Origin of the sequence: Chelatococcus daeguensis (genome assembly GCF_001887265.1) — a bacterium.
GTDB lineage: Bacteria > Pseudomonadota > Alphaproteobacteria > Rhizobiales > Beijerinckiaceae > Chelatococcus_A > Chelatococcus_A sambhunathii.
In genome coordinates this window covers 2,853,620-2,871,377 of record NZ_CP018095.1, presented here as the reverse complement: position 1 = coordinate 2,871,377, position 17,758 = coordinate 2,853,620, and the positions used below count along the sequence as shown (strand labels likewise).

Genomic DNA, 17,758 nt, shown 5'->3' with positions numbered 1-17,758 from the left:
ATGGCGCTTCTCGAAGTCCGCGACCTCCACGTCTCCATGGGCGTGCAGGAGATCCTGCACGGCATCGACATCGACCTCGGCGAAGGCGAGATCGTCGCCATGCTGGGCGCCAACGGCGTCGGCAAGACGACGCTGATGCGCGCGCTCTCGGGCATCTACCGCGTCAGGGGCGGCACTATCACGCTCGCCGGCGAGGACATTACAAACGCGCCCTCGCACACCATCGTGGCGCGCGGCCTCTGCCAGGCGCCCGAGGGGCGGCAGATCTTCGCCACCATGAGCGTGCGCGAGAACCTCGTCCTCGGCGGCGGCCCGCAGGGCCTTGCCCGCATCGACGAGGTGCTGCCGCTCTTCCCCATCCTCGGCGAGCGCATGGGGCAGGCGGCGGGGTCGCTCTCGGGCGGCGAGCAGCAGATGCTGTGCATCGCCCGCGCCCTCATGCGCAGCCCCAGGGTGCTGCTTCTGGACGAGCCGTCGCTCGGCCTTGCGCCCAAGCTCGTCAAGCTTATCTTCGATCTCGTCGCGCGGATCCGCGAGCAGGGCGTGTCGATCCTGATCGTCGAGCAAAATGCGCGCGGGGCGCTCAGGGTCGCCGACAGGGCCGCGGTGATGGAAGGGGGGCGCGTCGTCCTTGCCGGGCCTGCGGCCGAACTCGCTAACGATCCGCGCATCGTCGAGGCCTATCTCGGCGGCCACGTCGCCGGATAGAGGAGAGGATGATGGCTTCTGCCAAGGATACGACAGCCAAGGAGACGGCGGCCGCCCCGCCGATGCCGATGATCGAGCGCCGGCGCATCGAGGCGGAGATCCTCAAGCATGTCTACGAGACGCTGAAGGAGAGCCACGGCGTCGCGGTGGCGCAGAAGGCGGTGGCCGATGCTGTGCGCCGCTCCTCCATCGAGCAGGGCGCGCGATTCGCCGCCATGCAGAACGGCGAGACCTCCATCGAGGGTTTTGCCGCGCTGCAGCCGCTGTGGACCATGGAGAACGCGCTCGAGATCGACGTGATCGAGAAGACCGAGACGACCTTCGCCTTCAACGTCACCCGCTGCCGCTATGCGGAGATGTACCGGCAGATGGGCCTCGGTGAGATCGGCCACCTGCTGTCGTGCCAGCGGGACGGCACCTTCTGCGAGGGCTATGACGACAGGCTCAAGCTCGCCCGTTCGCAGACCATCATGCAGGGCGCGAGCCACTGCGATTTCCGCTATACATACGAAAAGGCCGAAGGCTGAGAGATGTCGACCTCCCGCCGCGTCGCCTGACAGAATAATGACAGTCGTTCGCTTTGCCGGCTGAGTTAAGCGCTGTGGAAATGAAATAAAACTGTCAGACACAGGGCGTAACAACCTCTCGGCATGAGGGCCGGCCGCCTGGCCCGCCAGCATCAGGGAGTTGCGGAATGTCCTTCGTCAGCAAGCTGCAGATGGCTGCGGCCGCGGGTGCGCTCGTCGCCGCATTCGCCGTTTCACCGGCCGCCGCCGAGCGCGCCCGGTTCGAGTTCTGGTATGGCCTCACGGGCGACCTCGGCGAGCGCGTGCAGGAAACCTGCAAGCGTTTCAACGATTCGCAGCAGGAATTCGAGGCCGTCTGCGTCGGCCAGGGCGGCTATCCCAACGCCGTGCAGAACGCCATCGCCGCCTACCGCGCCGGCAAGCAGCCAACCGTCGTGCAGGTCTATGACGGCGGCACGCTCGACCTTATGCTCTCCGGCGCCTATGTGCCGGCGCGCAAGCTGATGGCGGACAACGGCTACGAGGTGAAGTGGGACGACTACTTCTCCGGCATCGCCAATTACTACGCGACGGCGAAGGGCGAGCTTCTGTCTTTCCCCTACAATTCTTCGACGGCGATGCTCTACTGGAACAGGGACGCCTTCGCCAGGATCGGCCGCGACAAGGCTCCCTCCACTTGGGAGGAGGTGGAAGAGGTGGCGCGCGAACTGAAGAAGGCCGGCTACGAGTGCCCGCTCGGCTTCAACTTCGACACTTGGCAGATCCTGGAGCAGTTCTCGGCCATCCACGGCGAGCCGATCGCCACCAAGAACAACGGCTATGACGGGCTCGACGCCGAAGTCGTGTTCAACAAGACGAAGTTCGTCGACCATGTGAAGTTCTTCAAGCGCATGGCGGACGAAGGGGTCTTCGTGGTGCGCACGAAGGAGGCGGGCATGGACATCGTGCCGTCCTTCGCCTCCGGCGCCTGCCAGATGATCCAGACCTCGATCGCGGACCACGGCACCATCGGCAAGACGGCCGCTCCCGACATGAGGTGGGACGTTGCCATGCTGCCGGTGTGGAAGGGCACCGAGCGCAGGAACTCGCTCGTCGGCGGCGCCTCGTTGTGGGTCCTCGCCGGCAAGTCGGAGCCGGAATACAAGGGGGCCGCTGCTTTCCTCAAGTTCATCGGCACGCCGGAATCGGCTGAGTGGTGGTCGACGGTCACCGGCTACATCCCGGTGACGAACTCCGGCTTCGAGGCCATGAAGGCCAAGGGTTTCTATGACAAGGCGCCCTATAAGGGCCGCGAGCTCGCCATCGAGAGCCTGACCTATACGCCGACGACGCCGATCACCCGCGGCATCCGCCTCGGTGGCTTCATGCAGATCCGCAAGGAGGTGACGGACGCGCTGCAGGGCATCTTCGCCGGCAAGGTCGGCGTCGAGGAAGCGCTGAACGAGGCCGCCGAGCGCTCCAACGCCGTGCTGCGCCGCTTCGAGAAGACCTACGCGGGCAAGAGCCTCCTCTGAGGCCATCTGAACGGCCGCGGCGCCTTTCCGGCGCCGCGGCGTCCCGCGTCGAGCCTCCGGAGCCGATCCGATGGAAAAGCGCGCCGTCTTCAGGGCCGGCAGCCTCGCCTACCTGCTCATCCTGCCGCAGCTGCTGCTCGTCTTCGTCTTCTTCTACTGGCCGACGGGTGCCGCGCTCTACTGGGCCTTCACGCTGGAGATGCCCTGGGGCGGCGGCAACCAGTGGGTTGGCCTCGAGAATTTCAGCGCCGTGCTGAACGACGCCAAATACTGGTCGTCGGTCGCGGCGAGTTGCGTCTTCGCCTTTGCGGCCACGGCGCTGGCGCTCGCCCAGGCTCTGGTGCTCGCCCTCTTCGTCGACCGGCAGCTGCGCGGCTCGAAGAGCTTTCGCTCCTTCTACGTGTGGCCCTATGCCGTTGCGGCGCCGGCCGTGAGCCTCGCCTTCCGCTTCATCTTCGCGCCCGAGACGGGGCTCGTCGCCTTCGTCAACCAGTGGTGGCCGGGGCTCTGGAATCCGTCGATCAACGGCGCCCAGGCGATGACGCTCGTCGTCCTGTGCTTCGCGTGGAAGTGGATCGGCTACAACTTCATCTTCCTGCTTGCGGCGCTGCAGTCGATCCCGCGGGCACTGACGGAGGCGAGCGCCATGGACGGCGCCGGGCCGCTCAGGCGCATGCTCGACATCCAGCTGCCGCTGCTGACGCCGACCTTCTTCTTCCTGCTCGTCATCAATCTCACCGAGAGCTTCGTCGGCGCAGACAGCTTCGGCATCGTCGACATCCTCACCGAGGGCGGGCCGGCCAACGCGACCAACCTCCTCGTCTACAAGATCTATTCCGACGGCTTCAAAGCCCTAGACTATTCGGGCGCCGCGGCCCAGAGCATCATCCTCATGCTGCTCGTCATGGTGCTCACCTTCATCCAGTTCCGCTGGGTGGAGCGGCGCGTGCACTACAAGTGAGGCGGGCGAGATGATCGAGCGCACCCCCATCTTCAATGCCGTCACTTACGCCATCATGCTCGGCGGGCTCCTCGTCGTGCTCTTGCCGGTGTGGATGGCCTTCACGGCGGCGACGCAGACTGTCGAGGCGGTCAACCGCATTCCCTTCAGCTTCGCCCTCGGCGACGAGCTTCTTACCAATCTCGGCGCGGCCTGGCAGCGGGGAGACTTCGGCACCAAGCTCGCCAACAGCTTCATTCTTGCGACGGGCGTCACCCTGGGCAAGGTGATGATCGCGGCGCTCAGCGCCTTCTCCATCGTCTATTTCAACTACCGCCTGAGGACGATCTTCTTCTGGGTCATCTTCGTCACGCTCATGCTGCCGCTAGAGGTGCGCATCGTGCCGACCTATGCGATCGCGGCCAACGCGCTCGCGCCGCTGCAGGCGATCCTCGATGTCACTGGCATCAGCGCGCTTATCGCCGTCCTGTCCGGCTTCCAGGTGTCGCTGCAGTGGAACCTGCTCAACTCCTATGTCGGGCTCATCCTGCCGCTGGTCGCTACTGCCACCGGCACCTTCCTCTATCGCCAGTTCTTCATGACGGTGCCGGACGAACTCGCGGAAGCCGCGAAGATGGATGGGGCAGGGGCCTTCCGCTTCTTCGTCGAGATCCTGATGCCGCTGTCGCGCACCAACATGCTGGCGCTCGCCACCATCATGTTCGTCTACGCCTGGAATCAGTACCTGTGGCCGCTGCTCGTCACCACGGACCGGGGCACCTACGGCACCGCCATCATCGCGCTCAAGCAGATGGTGCCCAACCCCTACGGCGGCCTGCCGGACTGGAACGTCGCCATGGCGGCGGCGCTCATCGTCATGCTGCCGCCGGTCGTGGTCGTGGCGCTGATGCAGCGCTGGTTCGTGCGCGGCCTCATCGCCACCGAGAAGTGACGGAGCTCAAGGACATGTCCAGCATTTCCATCCGCAACGTGCGCAAGGCCTACGGCAAGAGGGAGGTGGTGCACGGGGTCGATCTCGAATTCGCGGACGGCGCTTTCGTCGTCATTCTCGGCCCGTCCGGCTGCGGCAAGTCGACCCTGCTGCGCATGATCGCCGGGCTCGAGGAGATCACGGCGGGCGAGATCCGTATCGGCGACAAGGTCGTCAACCGGCTGGAGCCGCGCGAGCGCGGCTGCGCCATGGTGTTCCAGAACTACGCGCTCTATCCGCATATGAGCGTCGCCGGCAACATCGGCTATGCGCTCAGGGTCGCCGGCGTGCCGAAGGCGGAGCGCGAGCGGCGCGTCGCCGAGGTGGCGCGCGTGGTCGGCCTCGAGAACTACCTCAGCCGCCGGCCGGGCGAGCTCTCGGGCGGCCAGCGCCAGCGCGTCGCCATGGGCCGCGCCATCGTGCGCGAGCCCAAGGTGTTCCTGTTCGACGAGCCCTTGTCGAACCTCGACGCCAAGCTCAGGGTGCAGATGCGTGCCGAGATTCGCCGCCTGCACAAGCGCCTCGCGGCGACCTCGGTCTTCGTCACGCATGACCAGGTGGAGGCGATGACGCTGGCCGATACCCTCGTTGTCATGAACGGCGGTCGCGTCGAGCAGGTGGGCGCCCCGGCCGAGGTCTACCATCGGCCGCGCACCCGCTTCGTCGGCGCCTTCATCGGCGCTCCCGCCATGAATTTCATCGACGGCACAATGGCTGCCGACAGCTTCACCTTCGACGGCCGGCGCGTCGCCGTCGAATGGCCGTTCGCCCGCGCCCATGCCGGCCGGCCGGTGGCGCTCGGCGTGCGGCCGGAGCAGGTGGAACTCGTTGCCGCCGACAGCCCCGGTGCCCTGCCGGCGACGGTCGATTTCGTGGAGGAACTCGGCGCCGGCCGGGTCGTCTACACCGACATCGACGGCCTGCCCTTCGCCGTGACCTTGTCGGAGGAGACGGATCTCGCCCCGGGCGAGCGCGTCGGCCTCAAGCTCCTGCCCCAGAGCCTGCATTTCTTCGACGGCGAGACGGGGCTGCGCCTCGGCCTTGCCGAGAGCGTCGAGACGAGCCGCGCGGCGGTCGCCGCTGCCTGACAATTCGCGAGGAGGATGGAACGCATCATGTCGCAAGCAAGCAACATCATCGCCGGCGTCGGCTTCTGCACGGGCAACGGCACCGGCGACCTTTCCGTGCTGGAGCGGGCGCTCGCCCGCCATGCGGACCTCGGCGCCGACATCGCCGAACTGTCGCTCTACAGCGAGGACCTCGTCTCCGGCGGGCGCGTGCTGCCCGAGCGGATCGGCAGGCTCGTCGAGATCACCAAGCGCTACAAGCTCGGCTATACGGTGCACGGCCTCGTCTGCTCGAACTTCATGGATATGGTCAACCTGCCGTACCAGAAGGCGGCGATGCGGGCGATGCTCGAGCTGTGCGACCGCGTCGGGGCGAGCGTCCTCGTGCACCACTCCGGCATGGCGCCCATGAAGACGCGCGGCGAGATGGGTCTCGTCGATGCCATGGAGCGCGAGGCGCTCGCCGAGATGGCCGAGGTTGCCCGCGGCTATGGCGTGCGCATCGCGCTCGAGAACATCTTCGCCATGGGCGACGACGAATACCGCCAGACGCCGTCCGAGGTTGCCGCGACGGTGGCCGCCATCGGCCATCCGAACCTCTGCGCGCTGATCGACTTCAGCCACGCCTATATCGAATCGAAGCGCCGCGGCCTCGACTGGCGGGCGGAGATCCGCGCCATGGCGCCCGTGGCCGGCCACCTGCACGTGCACGATTCCTTCGGCCGCCCCTATACGATGACGCGCTTCTTCCACCCGGGCGAGGCGATGGCGCTCGGCATCGGCGACCTGCACATGCCGCTTGGCTGGGGCGACATCCCGTGGGAGGAGATCTTCGCGGAACTTACTTTTCCGGCGGGCACGACCATGATCATGGAGATCACCGAGCGCTTCGAACCGGAACTGCCGGCCTGCCTCGCCCGCGCCCGCGGCCTTGCCGCCCTCGCCGACGAGAAGGCCGCCGTCGCCGCGTGAAGTGGTGAGGGGCGGTACCACCTGCCGTCATGCCCGCGCTCCTCGCGGGCATCCCCGCCTTGAAAGCCGCGCAAGTCGCCAGGCGTGGATGGCCAGGACGAGCCCGGCCATGACGGGCGGTTCGCTTGCCATGGCGTCTGCTTTTGGGAAATACCGTGCGACGCATGCGCTCGGACGATAAGGACGCGCCAGAGCCGATATCAGCCGGTGTGCCGCGCTTTGCGGTAACAGCTCGCCGAAAGTGATCCCATCATGACCATCACCACCCTTGAGCGTCTCGTCACCGCGACGACCGCCGAACTGCGCGGGCCGGGCTACGGCATCCTGGACGAGGCCCGGCGCGTGCCGGCCGTCCAGGCGGAGCATGACCGAATCGCCGCGAACCTGCAGGCGCTCAACGCCATCGAGATGCGGCCCGTGGCGGCGGTCACGGGGGGCGCCGCGACGCTGCGCATCGCGGCCTGGAATGCGGAGCGCTGCAAGTATCACGAGGCGTCCGTCGTGCTGCTCCGGCAGGTCGATGCCGATGTCGTCCTCCTCTCGGAGATGGACATCGGCATGGCGCGCTCGGGCAATGTCCACACCGTGCGGCTCCTCGCCGATGCGCTCGGCATGGGCTACGTCTTCGGTACGGAATTCGTCGAACTCGGGCTCGGCGACACGCGCGAGCGCGTCTGGCACGCGGGGCAGACCAATGCGGTCGGCCTGCACGGCAATGCCATCCTGTCGCGGCTGCCGTTCCGTGACGTGGCGGTGATCCGCCTCGACGAGGGCGGGCGGTGGTTCGCGGGGGCCGAGGTCGGGCAGCGGCGGCTCGGTGGGCGCATGGCGATCGCGGCCCGCGTCGCGGGGGCGGCGGGCGAGTTGCTCGCCGTGTCCGTCCACCTCGAAAGCAACAGCGACGCCGCGGACCGCGCAGCCCAGGTGCGGCGGCTGCTCGCCGCGTTGGAGGATATGGCGCTGGGGGTGCCCGTCGTCATCGGCGGGGACCTCAACACCAATGCGCTGCCCGTCGGCCCGGCCGGCGCGGAACTGCCGCTCGAAGCCGTCGAGGAGGCCGAGCCGCTCTTTGCCGAGATGCGAGCCGCAGGCTTTGCCTGGGAGACCTGCAACACGCGCCATGTCAGCCTGCGCACGCGGCCGGACGGCACGCCCGAGGCGCCGTTTACCCGGCTCGACTGGCTGTTCTGCCGCGGCGTCGCCGTGGCCGATCCGGCAACGGTGCCGGCGGTCGATGCGGCCGGCAACGCCATCTCCGACCACGACCTCGTCGTGGCCGACGTCCGCCCGCGGCAGGGGTGAATTTCCACCCTCTCCGCCGCAGGCGGGGCGAGGGAACTGGTGTGTGCATGCGAGACAGCCGTGCGTGATTGCCGCCGGTCTTACTGCCCCGACGCACCACCCTCGAACCAGCGCGCCAGCACCGCACGTTCTTCGGGCGTCATCTGCGTGACGTTGCCGGGCGGCATGGCGCCGGTGAAGGCGGCCTGCATGGCGATGTCGTGGGCGCGCAGGCGGATCTCGTCACCCGTTTCCAGGAGCACGTTCTTCGGCGGCACGACGACGCCGTCCCACACCGGCTCCATCGCGTGGCACATGCTGCAGCGGCTGGTGACGATCTCCTCCACGCGGGCGAAGGTGACCGGCCCCGCGGGCCCGGCTGCATCCATCGTGCCGCGCAGGGGGCCTTTCGGCCCGAGCGCACTCAGGAACATGACGAGGAGGAGGAGCAGGGCGGAGGCGAACCACGGCCACGTCTTCATCTCGCCTGTCTTGTGCATGGTGTTGAAGAAATGGCGGATGAGCGCGCCCATGACGATGATCGAGGCGAGGATGGCCCAGGCATATTGCGTGGCGAAGGCGAGCGGATAGTGATTGCCGATCATGACGAAGACGACCGGCAGCGTCAGGTAGTTGTTGTGCAGCGAGCGCTGCTTGCCCTTGGCGCCGAGGGTGGGGTCCGGCGTCTCGCCGGCGATCAGCGCCGCCACCACCTTGCGCTGGTTGGGGATGATGACGAGGAAGACGTTCGCCACCATCATCGTGCCGATGAGCGCGCCCATCTGCATGAAGGCGCCGCGCCCGGAGAAGACGAGGCCGAAGCCGTAGGCGAGCGCGACGAGGAAGACGAAGCCGGCGAGGGCGAGATGGGTGTCGTTGCGGCCGAGTGGCGAGCGGCACAGGCCGTCATAGATGAGCCAGCCGAGCGCGAGGCCGCCCACGGAGAGGGCGATTGCCGCCCAGGCGGGCAGGGGCAGGACGTCGGCATCGATGAGATAGAGCTCGGCGCCCATGTAATAGACGAGCACCATCAGCGCTGCGCCGGAGAGCCAGGTGGTATAGGCCTCCCATTTGAACCAGGTCAGCTCGTCCGGCATCGATTGCGGCGCGACGAGATATTTCACCATGTTGTAGAAGCCGCCGCCGTGCACCTGCCAGGCCTCGCCATAGGCTTCCTTCGGCAGGCCCTCACGCGGCTTGAGGCTGAGGTCGAGGTGCACGAAATAGAATGACGAGCCAATCCAGGCGATGCCGGCGATGACGTGCAGCCAGCGCACGCCGAAATTGAGCCATTCCCAGACGATTGCCCCCATGCCCAGCTCCCGGTGAATCGCCCGCCCGTCCGGCGGGGCGGCATCAGCCTGCATGGGGCATGCCAGCTCGGCAAGCGCGGTTCCGTTGCCTCCGACGCCGGGCGTGCGTGGATCGCCCTGCATCCGGTGCGGAGCTGCGGTGGTTGCCTGGAGGCTCCTGCCCGGCCTATGACTCGCGCTCCCGCCCGCCGCACGCCGGGCCTCGCGAAGCTGCACAGGACCGCCATGAGCCTCGACCCCGCCGTTGCCGCCGCCCTCGCCGAAGTCTCCACCGCCACGCTGACCACCGTTCTCCTCAAGAAGGGGCTGCGCAATGTGTGGATGCGCGGCACGCGTCCGCTCGTGCCGGGTCAGAAGCGCGTCGTCGGCCCCGCCTTCACGCTGCGCTTCGTGCCGGCGCGGGAGGATCTCGCGACGCCGGAATCCTGGTCCTCCCCCACCTCCACCCGCGCCGCCATCGAGGCGATGCCGGAAGGAGCGGTGGCCGTGGTCGATGCCATGGGCGTCACCGATGCCGGCATCTTCGGCGATATCCTGTGTGCGCGCATGCAGAAGCGGGGCGTCGCCGCCCTCGTCACCGACGGTGTCGTCCGCGATCTGGCCGGAGTGCTCGGCACAGGCCTCAAGGTGTGGTGCCAGGGCGCGGCCGCGCCACCGTCCGTCGCAGGCCTCACCTTCGTCGGCTGGCAGGAGCCGGTCGCCTGCGGCGGCGTCGCGGTCTTCCCCGACGATGTGGTGGTGGCGGACGACGACGGGGCGGTGCTCATTCCCCGCGCGCTGCTCGACGACGTGGTCAAGGCCGCCGTGGCACAGGAGCGGCTGGAAGGCTGGATCATGCGGGAGGTCGAGAGCGGCGCCGCGCTGCCGGGCCTCTATCCGCCGAACGAGGCCAACAAGGCCCGCTATGAGGCCTTTCTGGCGGCGAACGGCGGCGAGGGGTGAACTGAGCGCCCAGCATCGTTAGCGAATTCTGCACGATATTGTGCAGAATACCCTGGAATATGCGCGTGCTGCCGTCCAGCCGGGCTTTATGCCTCGATAACGGCGCAATCCGGCGGGTATAGCGGACTGAGGGAGGCGAAGGAGGCTGCCGAAGCGGCTGCGACGTATTGCTTATCCGGTTGCCACAGGACGAGAGGGGCGGCATGGGCCGTTCGCCGTGGTGCGGCTGGTTCGCCGCCGGCACTGCGATCGTGCTCGTCCTCACGGTGGCCGAGGCGCAGGCCGGTGAACGGCCCGGCTTCTTCGCGCGCCTCTTCGGTACTGAGGAGAAGGAGGATGGGCCGGCCTTTCCCGTTCCCGACCCGGTCACCTACGACGTCACCTTCGATTTCCGCGGCGACACCGAGGATCTCGGCGACCGGCTGAAGGAACTGTCCAACCTCGAGAAGCTGAAGAACGACCCACCCTCGGGCGGCGTCGGCCTGCAAAGGCGCGCCGAGGGCGACAAGCAGCAACTCCTCGGCGCACTGTCGGCCTTCGGCTATTACCAGCCGCGCATCGACATCACTGTGGCGGGCGTCGACGTATCCTCGCCGCAGGCCCCGCAGCGCATCGATGCCATCCGCACCCGCGGCTCGGTGCCGGTGCGCGTCACGATCACCTTCGGGCCGCGCTTCACCTTCTCGCGCCTTGCCGTCGTCGATGAAGCGACGGGGCGGCCCCTCGCGCCGCCCGCCGGCTGGGCCGCGGCCAAGCTCGTGCCGGGAGAGCCGGCCCAGAGCGCGGCCGTGCTCGCCGGCGAGCGGGCCATCGTCGCGGCCCTGCGAGAAGAAGGCTACGCCTTCGCCGCCGTGCCGCGGCGGGAGGCGGTGGTCGACCACGCGACCCGCACGATGGACGTGACCTTCTTCGTCGCGCCCGGGCGCAAGGCGCGTTTCGGCCGGGTGACGGTCCAGGGCACCGAGCGGCTCGACCCTTCCTTCGTCGAAGACCGGGTGCCGTTCAAGACCGGAGACCTCTTCTCGCCCGAGCCTCTGGCCGATCTGAGGCGCGACCTCGGCGAATACGACGTCTTCAGCTCGGTGCGCATCCGCGAGGGCGATGCGCTCGATTCCGACGGCACCCTGCCCATCGCCATCGAGGTGCAGGAGCGGGCGCGGCGCTTCATCGGCTTCGGCGCGAAATATTCGACGACCGAGGGGCCGGGCATCAACGCCTATTGGGGGCACCGCAACCTCTTCGGCGGAGCCGAGCGGCTGCGCCTCGACGCCCAGGTGTCGGGCACCGACATCAACACGATCGGCGTGACCGGCAAGAAGGCCGAGTGGCAGGACAAGCTCGGCTACCGCTTCGGCGCCACCTTCACCAAGCCGGGCATCATCACGGCGAAGGACGACCTCGTCGTGCAGGCGGCCTACCTGCGCGAGGTGACGGAGAGCTATTCCCGCCAAGGCTTCCTCGGCGCCATCGCCCTCAAGCGGCGTTTCACTAGGGAATGGTCGGGTCAGATCGGCCTCGATATCGAGCGTGCCAAATACCTGCGCGGCTACGATACCGATTTCGATACCGGCCGCTGGTACACGCTCGTCGGCGTGCCTGTGCAGGTCGACTACGACAACACCAACGACAAGCTCGACCCGAAGCGTGGCATCCGCGCCTCGGTCACGGTGGAACCGTTCACCAGTTTCCTCGGCTCGACCGTCGATATGACCATGGTCAAGACCAGCCTCTCCGGCTACTGGCCGATCGACGCCGAAGAGCGCTTCGTGCTCGCGGGACGTGTCGGGTTCGGCAGCCTCATCGGGGCCGATCTCGGCGACATCCCGCCGCCACGCCGGTTCTATGCCGGCGGCGGCGGGTCGGTGCGCGGCTACGACTACCAGAGCCTCGGGCCGAAGAACGTCTTCGGCCAACCCATCGGCGGGCGCAGCCTGCTGGAGGCCTCGGCCGAGCTGCGCATGAAGGTGACGGACACGATCGGCATCGTGCCCTTCGTCGATGCGGGCATGGCCTATCGCTCGAGCTATCCCGATTTCGACGAACCCATGCGCTATTCGGCGGGCATCGGCCTGCGCTACTATACCGCCATCGGGCCGCTGAGGCTCGACATCGCCCGTGGCCTCAACAGGGAGAGGGGCGACCCGCCCTTCGGCCTCTACATCAGCCTGGGGCAGGCTTTCTGATGCGCCGCTCGAGCAAGGCGGGCCGCGTCGCCCGCGCCATTCTCCTCACCATCGTCGGGGCGGTCGCCCTCGTCGTCCTGGCTGCCGTGCTCCTGACGCGCACCGATGCCGGCCGCGCACAACTCGTGCGGCTCGTCGAGACCCTGGCGAGCAGCCCCGACATGCGTCTCGCGATTGGCCGGCTCGACGGCCCGGTGCCTTTCGACATGACCGTGAGCGACGTCTCTGTCGCCGATCGCGACGGTGTGTGGCTGACGCTGGACCGCGCGCGTCTCGCCTGGCGGCCGCTGTCGCTGCTCTCGGGGGTGGTCGAAGTGACGGCGATGGAGGCCGGGCGCCTCGCCGTGACCCGCCCGCCCGTTCCCGGCACCGAGCCGGCGGCCGAAAGCGCCGGCCTGCCGCGGCTGCCGGTCGGCGTCATCGTCGAGCAGCTCGCCGTCGATGAGATCGCCCTCGGCGAGGCGCTCATCGGGGAGCCGGTGCAACTCGCCGTCAGCGGCAACGCGCGGCTCGTCGATCCGGCCGACGGGCTGTCCGGCGAGATCGCCGTCCGGCGAACGGACGGGGTCGCCGCCACCGTCGACGGCACTCTGCGCTTCGTGCCTGACACCCAGCAGCTCGTCGTCGACCTCAGGGCGGCGGAGCCCGCCGGCGGCATCGTCTCGCGCCTTGCGAACCTGCCGGAGTTGCCGCCGCTCGACTTCACCCTGCGCGGCGACGGCCCGCTCGACGACTGGCGCGGAGACCTCGTGCTGACGCTCGGCGCGAGCGCCGAAGCACGGGCCACCGCGACGATCACGCGCGACGACGACGGCCGTGTGCTCGCCCTCGACGGCATGGCCGACATCGCCGCCTTGCTGCCGGACCGCTATGCACCCCTCGCCACCGGCGAGGCCACGCTGCGGGCACGGGGAAAACGATTCGACAACGGGCGCATCGAGATCGGCGAGATCTTCGCCGAAGGCGCCGGCGGCCGCGTGAGGGGCTCCGGTGCCCTCGACGAGGCCCGCGATGCCGTGAGCGGCCGCCTCGTCCTCTCCCTGCCGTCGGCCATGCCCTATGCGGCGCTCGCGCCGGTCGCGCTGTCCTGGCAGGGCCTCGAGGTGACGGCCACGGTGGAGGGGCCGCTGTCGCGACCCAGGCTCGACCTGTCCGCCACCGGCAACGCCCTGTCGATTGTGGGGAACGCCATCGGCCGCGCCGTCATCGGTCTCAAGGCCGAGGCGCTGGGACCGCCGTTGCAGCCGGACACGCGCTTTGCCTTCGACGCCACGGCCGATCTCTCGGGGCTCGCGCCGCAGGCGCCCGAGCTGGCCGGAGTCATCGGCGATGAGGCGCGCCTGACCGCGAATGGCACCGCCACACTGGGCGGCGCCGATATCGCCGCCCTTCGGCTCGATCTGGCGCCGCTGGCCGCGACCTTCTCCGGCACCGTCACGAGCGATGCGGTGGACGGCAAGGTCAATGTGGAGCGGGCGGACCTTGCGGCGCTGCGCGCCTTCACGGACCAGCCGCTCGCCGGCGTCGTGGCGCTCACCGGGGATGTCTCCGCAAGCTTCGACCTGACGCGGCTCGCGGTGACGCTCAACGGCATGGCGCGCGACCTCGCGACGGGTGTCGCGCAGGCCGACGGCCTTCTCGGCCGCAATGTCCGGCTGTCCGGCGGTTTCCGCCGCAATGCGGACGGCAGCTTCGGCTTCGAGCGCTTCTCCGTCTCGGGCGCCCATGTCGGCCTCATCGCCGACGGCTCGGCAACGGCGAACCGGGCCAATGTCACGGCCAAGCTCGACCTGCCGGACCTGTCGCAGCTCGATGCGCGCCTCACCGGACGCGGCAATGTGGAGGCCACGCTGACCGGCTCGCTCGATGCGCTCGCTGCGCGCCTGCGCCTGACCATCGACGAGGCGAGAGCGCTCGGCCGGCCGATCGAGCGGCTGACGGCCGTCATCGAGGCCCAGGATGTCACGGGCGCTGCCACAGGCCAACTCACGCTGTCGGGCAGCGTGGACGGCAAGCCGGCGGCGGGCAGCGGTCGCTTCGCGCGTGATGCCGCAGGGGTGGTGGCAGTGTCGGATCTCGACATTGGCCTCGGCTCCGTCCGTGCGCAGGGTGCGCTCGCCATCACCCCGGCTTCGCTGGCGAGCGGCCGGCTGACGCTGCGCGCCGCCGACCTCGGCGATATTGCCCCGCTGCTGCTGATGGAGATGGCCGGCGCGGTCGACCTCGACCTGACCCTGTCTGTCGAGGCCGGCCGCCAGAACCTTGCCGCCAAGGGGCGCGTGTCCGATTTCGCGGGCTTCGGCGCTTCGCTTGCTGTGGCCGACGTCGACGTGCGCGTGCGCGACCTGCTCGGCCAGTTCGTGGCCGACGGCAAGGTCGCGCTCGAGAGGCTCGCGGTTGCGGGCGTGGACATGCCGCGGGCGGAGATCTCGGCGGAAGGGACGCGCGAGGCGACGCGCCTCGTCCTTAACGGCGTCGTGCGCGGGGTCGATGTCGCCGCCACCGCGCAGGTCGCCATGCGCCCGGACGAGACGGTCGTGACGCTGGACAGCGCCAGTGCCTCGCGCGGCGCCCAGCGCGTCACCGTCGCCCGCGGGGCGGCGTTCACCCTGCGCGGCGGGGCGGTCACGATCCGCGATTTCACGGTCAATGCCAACGGCGGCTCGCTCCAGGTCTCCGGCTCGGCCGGCGAGCGTCTCGATCTTGCCGTCACGGCCCGCAACCTGCCGCTCACCGTCGCCGAACTCGCCGAGCCGGGCCTGGGCCTTGCCGGCCAGCTGTCGGGCGAGGCGCAGATCTCCGGCACCGCGACCCGGCCCGACGGGCGTTACCGGCTGTCGGTCAGCGGCTTCACCATGCCGCAGATCCGCGACGCCGGCCTGACGCCGCTCGCCATCGAGGCGAGCGGGACGCTGGCGGACGGCCGGGCGGGGATCGACGCCTCGGTGCGCGGCATATCGGAGGCGCCGATCCGCATCACCGGCTCACTGCCGACGACCCCAGACGGCAACCTCGACCTCACCGTCGCCGGCCGCATCGACCTTGCCATCGCCAACCGGCTCGCAGCCGGCGACGGCCAGCGCTATGCCGGCTCGGCCACGGCGGACCTGCGCCTCACCGGTACCATGGCCGCGCCGCGGGCGCAGGGCACGGTGCGCCTCGTCGGCGGCCGTTTCGAGGACGTCGTCAACGGCGTCCTCCTCGCCGACATCAATGCGACGATCACCGGCTCCGAGCGCGAGCTCGTCATCCAGAGCCTCACGGCGCGGGCGCGCAACGGCGGCGCGATCACCGGCAGCGGGCGCATCGCGCTCGATCCGGCCGCAGGCTTTCCGGGCAACATCACCCTGCGGGCGACGAATGCCCAGCTCATCTCCAACGATACGACCAATGCCGTCGTCGGCCTCGACCTCGCGGTCTCCGGCCCCATGGCCACGACCCCGCGTGTTTCAGGCCGCGTGACGGTCGAGAACCTGCAGATCTTCGTGCCGGACCGCCTGCCGCCGTCCGTGACGCCGATCGAGGTGCGCCACAAGAATGCGCCGCCGCGCGTCGCCGAGCGCGCCAGGGCCGAGCGGGAGCGGCGGGCGCGCGCCGCGGGCGGGGCCTTCAACGCCGCACTCGACATCACGGTGGACGCCTCGTCGGGGCGCGTGTTGGTGCGCGGCCAGGGCATCAATGCCGAGCTCGGCGGCACGCTCACGATCCGCGGCACGTCGTCGAACCCGATCGTCGACGGCGGCTTCACCATGCGCCGCGGCACCTTCCAGGTTCTCGGCCGGCGCCTCACCTTCACGCGCGGCAACGTCACCTTCCCCGGCACGCTCGATCCGCAGATCGACTTCGTGGCCGAGGCGCCGGCAGGTGACGTGACGGCGCGTGTCGCCGTCGACGGCATCGCCTCGCGTCCGGACCTGCGCTTCTCCTCCTCGCCCGAGCTGCCGCAGGACGAGGTACTGGCCCGGCTTCTCTTCGGCAAGCCGTCAGGCAACCTGACGGCCGGTCAGGCGCTGCAACTGGCGCAGGCGGTGGCGCAGTTCGCCGGCGGCAACCGGGTGCTCGACGACCTCAGCCGCTCGCTCGGCGTTGATGCGGTCGACATCGACACCGACGCTCGCGGCAATGTGGCCGTTGGCATCGGCAAGCGCATCGACGACAACATCTATCTCGGCGTCAAGCAGGGCGCGACGCCGGACTCGAGCCGTGTGACCGTCGACATCGACATCACCGACCGCATCAAGCTGCAGGGCGAGGCGGGAGCCGACGGCTCGAGCGCCGTCGGCATCGGCATGGAATGGGACTACTGAGCGAGCGGCGTGCTCGTGGCCTCCCTGGGAGCAGTATCCCGCTTGTCCGGCTTGGGCGGGACGTCCGAGAAGCGCCCGAAGATCAGGTCCGGCGCGCTGGTATTGTGGCGCGAAGGCACGACGCGTCCGGTCCACAGCTCCGTCGCCTCGCCGCCCGGGAAGGTCATGACGGGGGATTCGTCCCACCCCTTGGCGCCGGGCGCGCGCCAGGCGACGCGCGCCGTGTCGGCATTGGCCTCCATCACATACATGGAGCGCAAGGCTGCGAAAGGCCTTTCTTGCGGCAGGGCGCCGGAGAAGGAGACATCGAGCGCGAGATGCTCCTCGTCGAGGGCCGCGAGCCGGACCTTGCCCTCGCCGCCGTCGGCGAAGGCGAGCGTGAAGGTCCGCGTCGCGGGATCGAAGGCAATGTCCTTCAGCGCCACCACCGGGCGCCCCTCGTCCTTGACGGGGCCGACGAGGAAGGAACTGCCGTAGGCCGTCCAGCGCATGTCGCCGGGCGGTATCGGGCGAGCCCGCCAGTAGCCGTCCGGCGGGTAGAGCACGAGCACTTCCTCGGCCCGTTCCTTGTAGCGCACCCAGACCTGGATGAGATGCAGGCCGTGCTCGACACGATTGCCGACGCGCACCGGCACATCGTTGGGCCGCCAGAAGGACGGATAGGTATAGCCGACCAGCCAAAGGTCGGGCGCTTCATAGAAGGTGACGCGGCGCGGCTCGGCCACATGCACGGGGTCGCCCGTCATGTCGCAGCTCGTCCAGTCGGCTGCCCAGCGGTCGGTGTCGAGCATGCCGAGATAGACTGGGTGGACCGCCTGGATACGGAAGTGCTTCACGGCCGGATTGGCGAAGGTGAGGCTGACGTTGTCCTTTTCGGCGCACAGCACGGGCTCGCTGTCGTTGTCGACACGGGCGGCGAGTTCGGCGGCGCTGGCGTATGGTATGGCGGCGGCAAGAAGGCCTGCGGCGAGCAGGCCCCAAATGGTTCTCGACATGCGTTGTCCTGTGAAAAA

Annotated in this window: 13 protein-coding genes; 11 read left to right on the top strand and 2 right to left on the bottom strand. The window is 68.9% G+C overall.

The genetic code is table 11. The annotated features are described in order from the left end of the window. The 8 genes from BOQ54_RS13595 to BOQ54_RS13560 all read left to right on the top strand — a co-directional run bounded on the left by BOQ54_RS13595 (nt 1) and on the right by BOQ54_RS13560 (nt 8,021). Nucleotides 1–708, top strand: a complete 708-nt coding sequence (locus BOQ54_RS13595) for an ABC transporter ATP-binding protein (RefSeq protein WP_055457604.1) — start codon at nt 1–3, stop codon at nt 706–708. 11 nt (nt 709–719) lie between these two features. Continuing rightward, entirely contained in the window at nt 720–1,235 is a 516-nt protein-coding gene (locus BOQ54_RS13590; protein WP_245280439.1) for an L-2-amino-thiazoline-4-carboxylic acid hydrolase, read from the top strand. Nucleotides 1,236–1,402: 167 nt separating this feature from the next. Then, nucleotides 1,403–2,749, top strand: coding sequence for an extracellular solute-binding protein (locus BOQ54_RS13585; protein WP_071924094.1), 1,347 nt, complete (start codon nt 1,403–1,405; stop codon nt 2,747–2,749). Nucleotides 2,750–2,819: 70 nt separating this feature from the next. Next, entirely contained in the window at nt 2,820–3,710 is an 891-nt protein-coding gene (locus BOQ54_RS13580) for an ABC transporter permease subunit (RefSeq protein ID WP_071924093.1), read from the top strand. Between the two features lie 10 nt (nt 3,711–3,720). Continuing rightward, nucleotides 3,721–4,641 carry an ABC transporter permease subunit gene (locus tag BOQ54_RS13575; RefSeq protein ID WP_071924092.1) on the top strand — a complete coding sequence of 307 codons (921 nt, stop codon included), beginning with the start codon at nt 3,721–3,723 and terminating at the stop codon, nt 4,639–4,641. 14 nt (nt 4,642–4,655) lie between these two features. Next, the gene (gene ugpC / locus BOQ54_RS13570; RefSeq protein ID WP_055457907.1) at nt 4,656–5,768 is read left to right on the top strand and encodes a sn-glycerol-3-phosphate ABC transporter ATP-binding protein UgpC; all 1,113 of its coding nucleotides are present in this window, start codon (nt 4,656–4,658) and stop codon (nt 5,766–5,768) included. Between the two features lie 27 nt (nt 5,769–5,795). After that, nucleotides 5,796–6,719 carry a sugar phosphate isomerase/epimerase family protein gene (locus tag BOQ54_RS13565; RefSeq protein WP_245280438.1) on the top strand — a complete coding sequence of 308 codons (924 nt, stop codon included), beginning with the start codon at nt 5,796–5,798 and terminating at the stop codon, nt 6,717–6,719. A 252-nt stretch (nt 6,720–6,971) separates the two neighbouring features. Further along, complete coding sequence (locus BOQ54_RS13560; RefSeq protein ID WP_055457599.1) at nt 6,972–8,021, top strand: endonuclease/exonuclease/phosphatase family protein; 1,050 nt, start codon at nt 6,972–6,974, stop codon at nt 8,019–8,021. Between the two features lie 80 nt (nt 8,022–8,101). Here BOQ54_RS13560 and BOQ54_RS13555 read toward each other — a convergent pair whose 3' ends face one another. Beyond that, nucleotides 8,102–9,313, bottom strand: coding sequence for a urate hydroxylase PuuD (locus BOQ54_RS13555; RefSeq protein ID WP_071924509.1), 1,212 nt, complete (start codon nt 9,311–9,313; stop codon nt 8,102–8,104). 225 nt (nt 9,314–9,538) lie between these two features. Between BOQ54_RS13555 and BOQ54_RS13550 the strand changes: the two genes are divergently transcribed. The 3 genes from BOQ54_RS13550 to BOQ54_RS13540 all read left to right on the top strand — a co-directional run bounded on the left by BOQ54_RS13550 (nt 9,539) and on the right by BOQ54_RS13540 (nt 16,745). Next, nucleotides 9,539–10,255 carry a ribonuclease activity regulator RraA gene (locus BOQ54_RS13550; RefSeq protein WP_055457906.1) on the top strand — a complete coding sequence of 239 codons (717 nt, stop codon included), beginning with the start codon at nt 9,539–9,541 and terminating at the stop codon, nt 10,253–10,255. Nucleotides 10,256–10,458: 203 nt separating this feature from the next. Further along, on the top strand, nt 10,459–12,438 hold the full coding sequence (locus BOQ54_RS13545; RefSeq protein ID WP_083585980.1) for an autotransporter assembly complex protein TamA: 1,980 nt from the start codon (nt 10,459–10,461) through the stop codon (nt 12,436–12,438). After that, on the top strand, nt 12,438–16,745 hold the full coding sequence (locus BOQ54_RS13540) for a translocation/assembly module TamB domain-containing protein (protein WP_071924091.1): 4,308 nt from the start codon (nt 12,438–12,440) through the stop codon (nt 16,743–16,745). The genes BOQ54_RS13545 and BOQ54_RS13540 overlap by 1 nt, the downstream gene beginning before the upstream one ends. Here BOQ54_RS13540 and BOQ54_RS13535 read toward each other — a convergent pair. Further along, entirely contained in the window at nt 16,739–17,740 is a 1,002-nt protein-coding gene (locus BOQ54_RS13535) for a hypothetical protein (protein WP_055457595.1), read from the bottom strand. The two genes, BOQ54_RS13540 and BOQ54_RS13535, sit on opposite strands and share 7 nt — an antisense overlap. Nucleotides 17,741–17,758: the final 18 nt, after the last annotated feature.

Bases quoted from the DNA above. Each gene is read 5' to 3' on its own strand.
- BOQ54_RS13595 (WP_055457604.1), top strand. From the start codon at position 1: ATGGCGCTTCTCGAAGTCCGCGACCTCCACGTCTCCATGGGCGTGCAG.
- BOQ54_RS13590 (WP_245280439.1), top strand. From the start codon at position 720: ATGGCTTCTGCCAAGGATACGACAGCCAAGGAGACGGCGGCCGCCCCG.
- BOQ54_RS13585 (WP_071924094.1), top strand. From the start codon at position 1,403: ATGTCCTTCGTCAGCAAGCTGCAGATGGCTGCGGCCGCGGGTGCGCTC.
- BOQ54_RS13580 (WP_071924093.1), top strand. From the start codon at position 2,820: ATGGAAAAGCGCGCCGTCTTCAGGGCCGGCAGCCTCGCCTACCTGCTC.
- BOQ54_RS13575 (WP_071924092.1), top strand. From the start codon at position 3,721: ATGATCGAGCGCACCCCCATCTTCAATGCCGTCACTTACGCCATCATG.
- ugpC (WP_055457907.1), top strand. From the start codon at position 4,656: ATGTCCAGCATTTCCATCCGCAACGTGCGCAAGGCCTACGGCAAGAGG.
- BOQ54_RS13565 (WP_245280438.1), top strand. From the start codon at position 5,796: ATGTCGCAAGCAAGCAACATCATCGCCGGCGTCGGCTTCTGCACGGGC.
- BOQ54_RS13560 (WP_055457599.1), top strand. From the start codon at position 6,972: ATGACCATCACCACCCTTGAGCGTCTCGTCACCGCGACGACCGCCGAA.
- BOQ54_RS13555 (WP_071924509.1), bottom strand. From the start codon at position 9,313: ATGGGGGCAATCGTCTGGGAATGGCTCAATTTCGGCGTGCGCTGGCTG.
- BOQ54_RS13550 (WP_055457906.1), top strand. From the start codon at position 9,539: ATGAGCCTCGACCCCGCCGTTGCCGCCGCCCTCGCCGAAGTCTCCACC.
- BOQ54_RS13545 (WP_083585980.1), top strand. From the start codon at position 10,459: ATGGGCCGTTCGCCGTGGTGCGGCTGGTTCGCCGCCGGCACTGCGATC.
- BOQ54_RS13540 (WP_071924091.1), top strand. From the start codon at position 12,438: ATGCGCCGCTCGAGCAAGGCGGGCCGCGTCGCCCGCGCCATTCTCCTC.
- BOQ54_RS13535 (WP_055457595.1), bottom strand. From the start codon at position 17,740: ATGTCGAGAACCATTTGGGGCCTGCTCGCCGCAGGCCTTCTTGCCGCC.